Source organism: Corynebacterium sp. p3-SID1056 (assembly GCF_025152525.1).
Taxonomy (GTDB): Bacteria; Actinomycetota; Actinomycetes; order Mycobacteriales; family Mycobacteriaceae; genus Corynebacterium.
The window spans coordinates 35090-47909 of sequence record NZ_JALXXL010000013.1 but is presented as its reverse complement, the minus strand read 5'-3'; the positions used below and the strand labels follow the sequence as shown (position 1 = coordinate 47909).

At 63.2% G+C, this 12820-nt stretch carries 10 protein-coding genes; 3 read left to right on the top strand and 7 right to left on the bottom strand.

Annotated features, from left to right (window positions below; all coding sequences use genetic code 11):
• Positions 1-22 precede the first annotated feature (22 nt).
• Positions 23-841, top strand: a complete 819-nt coding sequence (gene panB, locus M3G14_RS10675) for a 3-methyl-2-oxobutanoate hydroxymethyltransferase (RefSeq protein WP_259926510.1) — start codon at positions 23-25, stop codon at positions 839-841.
• Here panB and panC read toward each other — a convergent pair.
• The 5 genes from panC to M3G14_RS10650 form a co-directional block, all read right to left on the bottom strand.
• Entirely contained in the window at positions 838-1635 is a 798-nt protein-coding gene (gene panC / locus M3G14_RS10670; RefSeq protein WP_259926509.1) for a pantoate--beta-alanine ligase, read from the bottom strand. The genes panB and panC overlap by 4 nt on opposite strands.
• A 28-nt stretch (positions 1636-1663) precedes the next feature.
• The gene (locus tag M3G14_RS10665; protein ID WP_259926524.1) at positions 1664-2158 is read right to left on the bottom strand and encodes a DUF4411 family protein; all 495 of its coding nucleotides are present in this window, start codon (positions 2156-2158) and stop codon (positions 1664-1666) included.
• Positions 2158-3312, bottom strand: coding sequence for an ImmA/IrrE family metallo-endopeptidase (locus tag M3G14_RS10660; RefSeq protein ID WP_259926523.1), 1155 nt, complete (start codon positions 3310-3312; stop codon positions 2158-2160). The genes M3G14_RS10665 and M3G14_RS10660 overlap by 1 nt, the downstream gene beginning before the upstream one ends.
• A gap of 254 nt (positions 3313-3566) precedes the next feature.
• Positions 3567-6122: an ATP-dependent chaperone ClpB gene (clpB, locus tag M3G14_RS10655; protein ID WP_259926508.1), complete on the bottom strand. Its 2556-nt coding sequence runs from the start codon at positions 6120-6122 to the stop codon at positions 3567-3569.
• A gap of 98 nt (positions 6123-6220) precedes the next feature.
• Entirely contained in the window at positions 6221-7546 is a 1326-nt protein-coding gene (locus M3G14_RS10650) for a sodium/glutamate symporter (protein WP_259926507.1), read from the bottom strand.
• Positions 7547-7619: 73 nt separating this feature from the next.
• Between M3G14_RS10650 and M3G14_RS10645 the strand changes: the two genes are divergently transcribed.
• The gene (locus M3G14_RS10645) at positions 7620-8906 is read left to right on the top strand and encodes a hypothetical protein (RefSeq protein WP_259926506.1); all 1287 of its coding nucleotides are present in this window, start codon (positions 7620-7622) and stop codon (positions 8904-8906) included.
• Between the two features lie 6 nt (positions 8907-8912).
• Here M3G14_RS10645 and M3G14_RS10640 read toward each other — a convergent pair whose 3' ends face one another.
• Together M3G14_RS10640 and M3G14_RS10635 are read right to left on the bottom strand one after the other, a co-directional pair.
• Positions 8913-10187, bottom strand: a complete 1275-nt coding sequence (locus tag M3G14_RS10640) for an HNH endonuclease (protein WP_259926505.1) — start codon at positions 10185-10187, stop codon at positions 8913-8915.
• Positions 10188-10468: 281 nt separating this feature from the next.
• Positions 10469-11299 carry a carbon-nitrogen hydrolase family protein gene (locus tag M3G14_RS10635; protein ID WP_259926504.1) on the bottom strand — a complete coding sequence of 277 codons (831 nt, stop codon included), beginning with the start codon at positions 11297-11299 and terminating at the stop codon, positions 10469-10471.
• 394 nt (positions 11300-11693) lie between these two features.
• On the opposite strand from M3G14_RS10635, the gene M3G14_RS10630 reads away from it, so the two are divergent.
• Positions 11694-12782: an alpha/beta hydrolase family protein gene (locus tag M3G14_RS10630; protein WP_259926503.1), complete on the top strand. Its 1089-nt coding sequence runs from the start codon at positions 11694-11696 to the stop codon at positions 12780-12782.
• Positions 12783-12820: the final 38 nt, after the last annotated feature.

Sequence of the window (12820 nt, the reverse complement as noted above, 5' to 3'; positions counted from 1 at the left end):
GTCCGCAGGCTAAGCTGTCTGCGTGACGAGTTACCTCACCCCTACGAAAAAGGTCCGGGTCGCTGACCTGGTACAGAAGAAAGCAGCCGGAGAAAAGTGGGCGATGCTCACCGCCTACGACTACTCCACTGCCCGCGCGTTCGCCCAGGCCGGGATCGAGTGCATCCTGGTCGGCGACTCCGCCGCCAACGTGGTCTACGGCTACGAGACCACCAACCAGGTCTCGGTCGACGAGATGGTCTACCTCGGCGCCGCCGTGGTCCGCGGAGCCGGCAACGCCCTGGTCATCCTCGATCTGCCTTTCGGCAGCTACGAGGCGAGCGACGAGCAATGCGTCCGTACCGCCACCGACATGGTGCGCCGCACGGGCGCGCATATGGTCAAGCTCGAGGGCGGCGTGCGCATCGCCCCTCGCATCCGCGCGCTGAAAAACGCAGGTCTTGCGGTGTGCGCGCACGTCGGGTTCACCCCGCAGTCCGTCGACAGCTTGAGCGGCTTCAAGGTGCAGGGCCGCGATGACTCCGCCGCGCAATTGCTTGCCGACGTCAACGCCGTCGCCGACGCCGGCGCCGACCTCGTCGTCTTCGAGATGGTGCCGGCCGCGCTCGCTGCGAAGCTCACGCGAGATTGCCCCATCCCCACCGTCGGCATCGGCGCGGGCCCGGATACCGACGCGCAGGTTCTGGTCTGGCACGACATGGCTGACCTGCCCGAAGGCGACCACCGGGCGCGCTTCGTCCACCGCTTCGGCACCATCGGCGCCGATCTCACCGCCGCAGCCGCCGCCTACAAACGAGCGGTGCACACCGGCGAGTTCCCGGCTTCAGAGCATACTTTCTAGCCGATCTGGATCGGCGCGTTGTCCAGCAGCCGGGTGGAACCGACCTTGGCCGCGACCAGCAGGCGGGCCTCGCCGGTGAAACCGGCGGGGAGTTCGCCGAGGTCCGGCGTGGTGGCGACGAGGTAGTCGAGGGTGAGGCCGGGTGTGGCGTCGAGAAGCGAGCGGGCTTGTGCGAGGCTGCCGGTACGCAACGCCCTGGACAGCGCGAGCGCCGTTTCTCGCTCCGCAGCGCTTAAATAGCGGTTGCGCGAGGACAGGGCGAGTCCGTCGGCGTCGCGCACGATTGGGCAGCCGTGGATGCGCACCGGCATGTGCAGGTCCTCGACCATCTGACGGATGAGCGCGAGCTGCTGGTAGTCCTTCTCGCCGAAGAACGCGTCCGTGGCACCCGTGAGGGCGAAGAGCTTCGCCACCACCGTGAGCACGCCGGCGAAGTGCGTCGGCCGGGTCGCGCCCTCCAGCACCTGTCCAAGCGGGCCCGGGTGGATGGTCGTGCGCGGACCGTGCGGGTACATCGTCTCCGGGGTCGGGGCGAACACGGCCTCGACGCCCTGCGCCTTAAGTTTTTCCACGTCCTCGGCGAGCGTGCGCGGGTACGCGTCCAGGTCCTCGCCCGGCGCGAACTGCAGCGGGTTGACAAAGATGCTCACCACCACCGGGTTGCCCAGGGTTTTTGCTTGCTTGACCAGGGCGAGGTGGCCGTCGTGGAGCGCCCCCATCGTGGGGACCAGGGAGACGGGGGCGGTTCCGAGAACGTCTTTGAGCGCTTCGGGCGTGTGAACAAGGTGTGTCATGTAGATGATTATGGAACGTGCCAAGCAACTACGGGGATTTCTGCAGGTGCAAGGTGACGCCCGTCTCGCGCATCATCTCAAATGTGTCGGCTGTATCCACCCCCATCGCCAAACAGGCATCCGGGATAAGAATCCTTTTCCGTGAGTGTGGTTGTGAGCGCTCATGGGTTACCAACGTATGTTGATGCTCACGAGCGTAAGCAACGAGAAGATAATCAGCGTGGTTACCTACAAAAGCTTGGATGGCCTCTGCCCGGTATGACCCTGAATAGGCCCACTGAGAAAGCGGCTGGAAATGCTCCGTCGTTGGCTGATCAATTGCCCTAAAGAAACCAGGATTTGCGCGTGTCCACTCAGCGAGCTCATCATTGCCCTGTAGGAGTTCATCCCGGACGGCTTCGATGCTGCACACTAAGTCCTGCCGATACGCATCCTCGAGCCAATCCCAGAACCCAGGCGCGAGGTCGAAAGCGTAATACCGGTTCTTGGCCTCGATGAGGATGTTGGCGTCGAGCAGGAACATCACGCAACCCCCAATTCCTCTGCAAGATTCTCAAACGTTGCGTGTTTCTTCGTGCCGAGCAACTGGTATGCATCCCGGTACGCGGTGGAACCCTCCAATGCGCTCGCTATGACCGCTCGAGAGAAACTGCGACTGAGGCGCAGGGGCTGGGTGTAGTAATAGTTGCCACCGCCATCGCTGCGTCGCCCGTCCAAAAAAGACATGACACGCTGCTTCTCTGCTTCATACGCCTCGATGTATTCATCCCAAGTAAGAGCCTTGGCATCAAAAAGACGTTTGAGAATGACCAGCGTACTGACGCGGTAGGTCCTAGCAAGGCGTTCCAACTCATCGACGCTCACGACGCCCTGGAACTCCTCAACCAAAGCATGCAACGGAACAAGGACCTCTGCAGCGACCTGATTGCACCAGAGTTCAGCTTTAGGGCCGTCTTTAGCTGTCATGGCGGCATCCGAGAGTGCGCTGCCGCCTAACCAAATGTGTGCCAGCTCGTGAATGAGTGTGAAGATCTGGGCTGCCTTGGTGTCCGCTCCGTTGACAAAAATCAGCGGGGCAAGAGGGTCCGCCAAAGCAAATCCTCGGAACTCGCTAGGATCTAATTTCCGATGCGGATCGGAACCAACGACACCACTCACCATGACCAAAACGCCGACAGCCTCGATCCGGTCAATCAACTGACGTAAAGCATGCTCCCAATTCGGGAAAGTGGCACGTTCATCAAGGCCAAAATCTAACGCGCCCCGAATCTCGCTCGCGACTTCTTCAACTGGCTCCTCCACTGTGGCAGCACCAACGAAAGAGACTTCGTCGAACCCGTTTATCAAGGCATGTTCGCGATACCAGTCTTGGCGCTGCTGGCACTGGTAGATCGTGTCAAGGAGATCTGCCGAGGGTTGCTGAACCCCAACGTTGCCCAACGTCCTCATATCCGGGATTGGAACCGCTTCTACCGGCGGCTCCGGAAGAAAAAGCAGCCCCAAAGGCGTATGAGTAGCGTTTGCAAATTTTTCTAATTGCTTAAGTGTGGGACGTTCCTCTTGAGAGAGCCATACGTCAAGCTTCGGAGCACGGCGAACAGTAGTGTCCTCATCCCAGCCGCTCCGTCGAACGGCCCACCGAAGAACCTCTGGAGCAACATCCACCCGCACTACCATTCCGCTCACCTCCACCGACCTTCTGGATCGACCTATGTAGGCATCATCATACGTTTCTTTGACGCTCGTACACGGGGTCGTCCGTACCGGGTCTAAATGGAGCTAGCTCCGTTTGGGGTTTTGGACGGAACGCGACCTGCGGTTTTACACACTCACCGCACGCAAATGGAGCTAGCTCCATGTAGACGAACGCCGGGTAGCCAGCCAGGCGGTGGCCGGACAACCGACCAACCGGAAGCCGCCCGGCCTCGCCCCTACGCCGCGTCGACGGTGAGGTTTTCACCGCCCTCGGCCACATCCACGTTGACGGTGTCACCGTCGCGCACGTAGCCGGCAAGCAGGGCCTTCGCGAGCCGGTCGCCGATGGCCTGCTGGATCAGGCGACGCAGCGGGCGCGCGCCGTAGGCCGGGTCGTAGCCGCGCTCGGCCAGCCACGCCTTCGCCGCATCCGAGACGTGGAGCGTGAGGCGTCGAGAAGCCAGCCGGTCGGCCAGGGCACCAAGCTGGATGTCCACGATGCCCACCAGCTGCTTCGCCGACAGGGCGTCGAAGACGACGACGTCGTCGAGGCGGTTAATGAACTCGGGCTTGAAGTGGTGCTTCACCGCGTCCATGATCTGCTCGCGGGTGCCGCCGGCACCCAGATTGGAGGTCAGGATGACCACCGTGTTGCGGAAGTCCACAGTGCGGCCCTGGCCATCGGTCAGGCGGCCTTCGTCCAGGACTTGCAGCAGGATGTCGAAGACGTCCTGGTGGGCCTTCTCGACCTCGTCGAAAAGCACGAGCGAGTACGGGCGACGGCGGACCGCCTCGGTGAGCTGGCCACCGGCGTCGTAGCCGACGTAGCCCGGAGGGGCACCGACCAGGCGGGAGACGGAGTGTTTCTCGCCGTATTCCGACATGTCGATGCGGACCATGGCCGTCTCATCGTCGAAGAGGAACTCCGAGAGCGCCTTGGCAAGCTCCGTCTTGCCCACGCCCGTGGGGCCGAGGAAGAGGAAGGAGCCGATCGGGCGGTTCGGGTCGGCCACACCGGCGCGGGAGCGGCGCACTGCATCCGAGACCGCGTTGACCGCATCCTTCTGCCCGACGACGCGGCCGGCCAGGATCTCCTCCATGTGCAGGAGCTTCTCGGTCTCTCCCTGCATCATCTTGCCGGCGGGAATGCCCGTCCAGGAAGAGACGACCTCGGCGATCACGTCCGGGGTGACTTCCTCGGTAAGCATCGTCTTCTGGGTCTCGTTGGCGCTCGATTCGGCGTCCGCAACCTGCTTTTCCAGCTCCGGAATGCGCCCGTAGCGCAGCTCGGAAACCTTGGCGTAGTCGCCTTCACGCTCCGCGATCTCGGACTCGTTACGCAGCCGCTCCAGCTCCTCCTTGGCAGACTGCACCTTGTCAATCTCTGCCTTCTCGTTCGACCAGCGCGTCTTCAGCTCGCCGAGCTTCTCCCGCTGGTCCGCGAGTTCCTGGCGTAGATCCTGCAGGCGCTGCTGGGAGGCAGCATCCGATTCCTTCTGCAGGGCGATCTCCTCGATCTCGAGTCGGCGCACAACGCGCTCGAGCTCGTCGATCTCCTGCGGGGAGGAGTCGATCTCCATGCGCAGGCGCGAGCCGGCCTCGTCGACCAGGTCGATCGCCTTGTCCGGCAGGAAGCGGTTGGTGATGTAGCGGTTGGACAGCTCCGCCGCGGAGACGAGCGCGGAGTCCTGGATCCGCACGCCGTGGTGCACCTCGTAGCGCTCCTTCAGCCCGCGCAGGATGCCAATGGTGTCCTCCACCGTCGGCTCGCCAACGTAGACCTGCTGGAAGCGACGCTCGAGCGCGGCGTCCTTCTCAATGTGCTGGCGGTACTCGTTGAGCGTGGTGGCACCAACGAGGCGCAGCTCGCCGCGGGCCAACATCGGCTTAATCATGTTGCCCGCATCCATCGCGCCCTCGCCGCTGGCGCCGGCACCGACGATGGTGTGCAGCTCGTCGATAAAGGTGATGATCTCGCCCTCAGCCGAGGTGATCTCATCCAGCACAGCCTTGAGCCGCTCCTCGAACTCACCACGGTACTTCGCACCCGCGACCATCGAGCCCAGGTCCAGGGAGATCAGGGTCTTGCCCTTCAGCGACTCCGGGACATCGCCCGCGACGATGCGGCGGGCCAGGCCCTCGACGATCGCGGTCTTGCCCACGCCGGGCTCGCCGATCAGGACCGGGTTGTTCTTCGTGCGGCGGCTGAGCACCTGCACGACGCGGCGGATTTCCGAATCACGCCCGATCACCGGGTCGATCTTGCCCTCGCGAGCACGCGCGGTGAGGTCCGTGGAGTACTTCTCCAGCGCCTGGAACTGGTCCTCCGGTGCCTCGGTGGTGACCTTCTTGTTGCCGCGGACGGATTGGAAGGCTGCCTTAATCGCATCAAAGGTGGCACCGCGCTTAGTTAACAGCTCTGCCGCCTCATCCTTGCCGCGGGCGATGCCGGCGAGGAGGACTTCGGTGGACACGTATTCGTCGCCAAGCTGCCCGGCAAGCTCCTGCGATGCATTGAGCGCGTTGAGCGCATCGCGGTTGAAGTTGGGGTTGGCCATGTTCTGGCCCTCCGCCTTGGGGTAACCGGCGACGAGCTCGCCTGCCTCGCGCGCGACCGTATCCGGATCAACGCCCGTGGCCTTGAGCACGGGGGCGGCGATACCGTCTTCCTGCGTAAGAATTGCCTGAAGCAGGTGCGCCGGGCGAATATCCGGGTTGCCTGCCGCAGACGCCTTCTGCAGCGCCTGCTGGATTGCCTCCTGCGTCTTCGTTGTGGGGGTAAAGGATGCCATGGTGCATCCTCCTTTCCGTGTGCGTTTATGTGAGGTATTTGTTTCCCGTTTTACCCGGGTCACTCTCTATAACGCACCGGAAGTTGAGTCTGTTCCACTCAACCCTCGCGAGTTTTCGACGGCGCCTCCCGCACCGGCACCCACTTCGAGCTAAACGCCAAGATGACCACACCCACCGCGATAGCGAAGGAGATCCAACCAAACCCAGTGACAAAGCCGGCGATGACGGCAATCGGGGCGAGAATGGTCATGCCAATCTCAAAGGGCGCGAAGCCCACGTAGGCCACGCCGTACTCGTTGAGCGTGCCGGACTTCAGCTTCGGATCGACCATCTTCAACAGTGCGATACCGGTTGCCACCGCGGCGGTGGCCCAACCCCAGCCGAAGATGCCGCGCTCCAGCCAATTCTCACCGAAGAACAGCGGGCCGGCCCACAGCATCCAGACCACGCAGAAAATAGTGCCGAGGACGAACAGGAGCAGCAGCGCCTGCCAGTAGCCAGCCAGCGCGGCAGGCACGATCGAGGCGATACCAAAGGCAATCATATAGTCGGTGGCCGCGCCGGAAATGGTGGTGATCGTGTCGCGGTCAAGGTAGTTCGACCTGCCCGCCGCCTTCAGCAGGCCACGGCCGATCAGGCCCACCACAAAGGACATAGCGAACAGCGGGATCGAGACGTTTTCCCACTGCCCCTTGATCAGCTGGTTGAGCATGTAGGCGATAAGCACGGTAAACACGACGAACCCGCCGTGCAGCGCAAGCGGCTCAATCGAGGACGGGTTGGTGGTCGCCCGACCAATCGAGGGGCGCTCGTCCTCCTTCGCGATGTAGCCAGTGCGCAGCTCCTGCGGCAGATCGCCGCGCAACTGGCCCGCCTTGCCCTTGCGGATACCCCAGTTCGCCACGATGACACCGCCAACGATGGCAACGAGCGTGCCCACCGTCGCCGCAGTAAAGCCAATCGACGAGGCGTTTTCCACCCCGATGCCCTCCAGCGAGGAGCCGACAGCCGCGGCAGTACCGAAGCCGCCGACAAAACCGACGGGCAGCATCATGCCGAACCAGGGCTCGGTGTCGAACAGCGGCGCAAACAGGTACAGGCCGAGTAGGATAAACAGCCCCCACTGCCCCATGAACATCGACGTGGAGTACGCCCACATGTTGCGCGCGCCGGAAGCCACCGACCCGCCGAGCTCCATCGAGTACGCCATCGAGGCGAAAACCACCGCGATCAGCAATGTCGTGTACGTGCCCACGTGCTCGGACCAGTTGATCAGGCCAAGCACTTCCTGCCCCAAGACCAGCCCGATGAGCCCGGCGGTGATCGGCGCTGGCAAAAGGAGCGCCTGGAGCACCTTGAGCTTGTTGCGCAGCACGTTGCCGACGATGAGCAGCAACGAAATCCAGCCAATGTCTGTCAGCATTGTGTAGGGCGTAAATTCCACCGCTACCCACCTTTCTCTTCGCTGTTTCTACAGTCACATTACTCTGTTAATTATGACCTCCTTCCGCTCCAGCGCCAACGAAGCCGCTCACGCTTTGCTTCACGACGAATCGCTGTCCCGCTCTACCCTCTGGACCCACTTCGTCGCCGCATTCCCGGAAGCGCCGGGACTGTTTCCCGTCGGCGTGACTGAGGTTCCGCACGAAATGGTGTGCATTCCCGCCAAGGCGCTCAGCCGTGCAGCGGGCAATATCGACGCGTGCGCGAACTCGCCGTGGGTGTTCGATGCCTCTCATACCTCGGCACCGGGCGATGAGGACCTCGCCGTCTCGGAGCAGGACCAGGAAGCACTCGACGGGGTCGTACGCGAGGGCCTACGCACCTGGGCCCTGCAGCTGCGCCGCACGGGCTTCCCCGCCTCCGAGTTCCCGCGCGCCGCCCAGATTTACATCGACGTGCTTACGGAGCTGCTCGGCCACCCTGTCGACGACGAGTTGGCAGACGCGATCCACCGGGGCGCGAGCACCATGCAGGAAGCGAGTGAAAAGGCCGACCTCGACGGCATCCCCCCGGCGTCTGCCGCTCAGGTGATGTCGGTGACGGAGGCGTCGGCAAGCGCGGGGAGCGCGAGCGCTACCGCTACCCGCATTGTGCGTTTGGAGGCGAGCACCCCGATCAAGTACGCGTCCGGCCAGGTCATCCCCGTCATGCAGGCCAACCGCCAGGGGGTGTGGCACTCGCTGGCTTCCGCGCTGCCTCCGAACGAGCTGGGTCAGCTGGAGTTCCACGTGCGCGACGAATTGGACGTTGAGGTGGGCGACCACGTCACCCTCGGCACCGCCTATGGGCCGGTTCCGTTCCCAGCAGACGACGCTGCCGCAGCCTCGCGCGAGCGCGTTGTACTCGTCGCCGACGGCACCGGCCTGGCTGCGGCCAAGGCGATGCTCTTCGAGCTCATGGAGCGCGAGCACAAACCGCAGGTGGAGCTGATAATCGGGGTCGAGCACGAGGACGAGTTCTACGATCTGCCGACCATCGCCGCGCTCGCCTCGAGCGCTGCCGCCCGCGATTGGCTCACGGTCACCTGCGTTGCTGAGCAGGTCATGGACCCGGAAAGCGCGGAGGCACCCGCGGTGTGCGACGGGCTGCGCCGCGTGTGGGTGGGCCTGGAGACCCTGGTCTCCGCGACCGGTACCTGGTGGGGCCGCCGTCTCATCCTCTGCGGTTCGACCGCCCGCTGCACGCTCTTGTCCGACGCGCTCCGCGAGGCCGGTGCGCCGGCGCCGCTGGTGATTGCCCCCGACGCCGAACCCGAATGGTTCGACGCGAAGCTGGCCTAGCACCCCTTAACCGTCGTCGAGCGCGTTGTATTCGGCGAGGGTAAGGGCAGTATCCTCGCGTTTCGGTCGCCGATAATTCACCGACACGTGCCTGGTCCCGTCGGGAAAGACGAAGTGGTAATCCGGCCCGTCAGCTTTGATCTGGATGAACTCGTCCGAGACGAGCGAGTGGCACGCCGAGCAGAGCGGAATGAGGTTATCCAGATCGGTGGATCCCCCTGCTGCCCAGTCGTGGACATGGTGGAGCTCGATGAACTTGGAGTGATTGCATCCGGGCATCGCGCATTTACCGCCCCACATGGTCATCATCGCGTTCACCTGGCCGTCAGTGGCCAAGCGCGACGCGCGCGACGTATTGATAATTAGCCCATCTTCGTTCACCGTGTTGATGCGCACCATCGCATTGGCCACCGCGTGGGCCACGCTTGTCGACGCCGCGCTCCCGCCCACCGGCAGATACGCCCCTCCGTCGACGGTAGTGACGATGTTGACGTGCGCGCCCGGGGTACGCAGCGGGTTTTTCGGCCGTGAACGCACGATATTGACCATGCCCATGAAAGCCGCGAGCATCACCCTGCCGGTGGGCGTGCCGAACCCCGAGGAGGTTGGCAACGCATCCAGGGTCTCGTCGACAGCGTCGCGCTCAACGACGTCTTGCAAGTCGACGTCGTGGTAGGCCAGCTCGCCAATTTTGAGCGCCGCGGCGACCTGCGCTCCTTCCAGTGGGCTGAGATCCGCCCAGAGACCGAAGCGACCGTTCTTACGCTCGGCGATACGCACGTACGACCTCGGTTTCGCCTTGGCCTGGTCGTCCTCGTCGTCGCGCTCAAGCAGGGCGAGTTCGGCTTCGAGTTGGTGGTAGGTGTAGTCCCTCGCCATGTCGACCAACAGTTGCTCGTCGTTCTTGGCCAGGTACGGCATCAGCAGTCGGACCTTGGAGTAGTTCACTACCCCGTCGGCGAAGGCTCCGGCGAGCAGGCCGTGGCGGGTCAATTTCCGAGCGACGCGGACGTATTCGTGCGCGGTAGTTTGCGAGATGCCGAGACGGCGGATGAGCCAGCCGGCGGTCGTTTTCGCGCCGCATTTCGGGGCGAGGCGCAGCGAGTCGAAAACACCGATGTCGTAGAGGAGGCGCGCTTTGTGGCGCGTGATACCGCCGAAGGTTGCTTCGATTCGATCAGCAATGGCTTGCACCTCCTCTTGACCGATTATTTTTTCGAATTGCGTCGACGGGGAGCGGTGGAGCTTCAGATCATCGGTGGTACCGGTTGGAGTAGTCATTGCTGCAGGTTTCCTTGTGGGTTTAAGTGGGCGTGTGACGTTTGAAAAGAAAGCCTAACATCACGCCAGAACATGGTTGCTACCTGCGCTTTTCGAAGATTCTACAACCCCTTATAGCAAGCATGTTTGTGCAATAATTTCGCTCCAATTAGAGGAGTGAAAACTGCGCAATGCGCAGTTTTTTAAGGGAGCATTCACGAAAACTAGTAGTGGGCGAACATATGTACACAATCCGCCCGAAAACTGCGCATTGCGCAGTTTTTTAAGGAAGGGGTTCGGCGCTAACGCATGGTTGTCGAAGCCTCGATCTCGACCACCGGCAGGGCCCTTCGCGTCTCGGCGACACGCCCGAGATCAATATCGACGATGAGTGTTTCCGGCCCGTAGCCCGCTTCGGCCACCACGGTGCCGTCGGGTGCGGCCACCACGGAGTGGCCGATACCGGTGGGCCCCGATTCCTGCCCTGCCTTTTCCAAAAAGTCGGGGCGCGCCTGGCCGGCGGCTGCGATAAATGCGCCAGAATCGAGCGCACGGGCGCAGGTCAAAAGCCGCCACTGCTCGAGCTTGCCTTCGCCGTCGGCCCAGCTCGTCGGCACGACGATCACCTCAGCGCCGCGTCGCGCGAGCTCGCGGAACTGCTCCGGGAAACGGATGTCAAAGCACACCGCAACGCCAACCTTCGTTCCCTCATGCTCGAAGAGCAGCAGCTCATCACCAGGACGGACGGTGTCGGATTCGCGGTAATTGAAGGCATCGTACGTGTGGATCTTGTCGTAGCCCGTATGCACGTCCGCGCCAGTGACCAGCGCGGTATTGAACACCCGGTGGATCGTCTTCCCCTCGACCTCGCGCGTATCGGCAGGGCGGAAGGTCCCAGCAACGATAGTGGTCCCGGTTTCCTTCGCCAGCGCAGCAAGCTGCGTTGCAAACTCGCCATCAAGGCCCGCCGCCTGCGTGTCCAGGCGGCCCTGGCCGAAAGCCTGGCTCGTTGCCTCGGGGAGCACGATCAGCGTCGCCCCTTCGGCTGCAGCGGCGCGAATCAGCGGGGCAATAAGCGCCACATTGTCACGCACGGAGGGGCCGGTGGTGGTCTGGATGCACGCGAGTTTCATGCCCCAACCCTGCCATAACTCAACTAGGCGCGGCAGGGCCTTGCGCAAACGTAATTCGTATATTACGGTTGCGCCATGACCGTTTTAGTTATTTCAGAAGAGACCGCCAACGAAGCTCGTAGACACATTCCACACGCCTCGAACTATCCTCCTATCCCCCTCAACCCATCACGCACCGCACACGCATTGACAGACGCGCACGCGGAACTTACACAGGGCATCCACCGCACCGTGCACGCGATAGCCTCACACCTCGGATCAGTCGCCGACTTCGCCGACACCACCTGCCGCCTCGACGCCGAACTCGCCCGAAAGCTCACATATGCATAGCGCGACCTACAAACCGACCCTTGTTACCGCGCAGCTTCGGGGTGCGGTGTGGGAGTTGGGGCGGGTGCGTGGAGACGTCGACAAGCAATTGCGTAATGCTGTATATGCAGTACACGCGCTGCCCGCCTCTGGCTTTGCCGGCCCCGCCGCCGACGCCGCAGTGGGCCGGCTCCACGCGCAGCAGGACGCACTTCGCGGGCACGACGCGGAGCTTGCACGCATCAGCACCATCCTCGACACCACCGCTGAAGTGCACGAACTGCTGGACCGCTTTGCCGAGCTCGCGACGCGCTACGGCCACTACCGGCTGATCCTCTGGCTCAACCAACTGTCTTTCGCACTCGACGAGGCGGCGGGCGACGCGCTGCGCACGAATATTCCACAACATACGATCGACGAGCTTTTCCACCACCCCAACGAATCAGTCGATGAGCTGCACGCGCGTCACATCGCCACCGTGCCTGCAACGACTCGCCGCGCCATCGAAGACCACGGCGCCACAATCCTCGAGGCCGGGCCTGCAAGCACCACCGCAATGGTCGGCGATACGCACGCGCCAACGCGGATCATCACCATGGTCGCCGGCACGCACACGGGCAAACCGGAGGACCTGGGCGGTGAGCTCGACAAAGCGCAGCGTATCGCCGCACGCACCGGTGCCGCGGTCGTGGTCTGGCAGGGCTACGGCCCGCCCGCCAACCTCCCCGACGCCGGCATCCAAACCCCGGCCCGCCGCGGCGCAGGCAACCTCTCGCGCTTCCAGGCCGCGCTCGACGAACGCTTCCCCGACGCGCAAAAGACCCTCGTCGCACACAGTTACGGCACGCTCGTGCCCACCAGGGCGGCAGTCGAGGGCGGGCTGCTTGTCGACGACCTGTGGCTCGTCGGCAGCGCTGGAGTCGCCGGCGACAGCGTCGACGATCTCACACTCGCCGGCCCAGACTCCCAGGTCTACGTCGTCGACTCACCCGAGGACATCATCCTCGTCTTACGCTCCGGGCCCGCCGCGGCGCTCGGGGCCTCACCGGCGCACCCAAGCTACGGTGCTATCGAAATTGAAGGAGTGACCGGCAGCCATACCGACTACTTCACAGACCCGACGTTCCTGTCAGCCTTAACACAAGCAGCCCAAAAGGCCGACGAAAAAACGTAGCATGATTGGCAATTGCGTGATCGATCACCAAAGGGAAG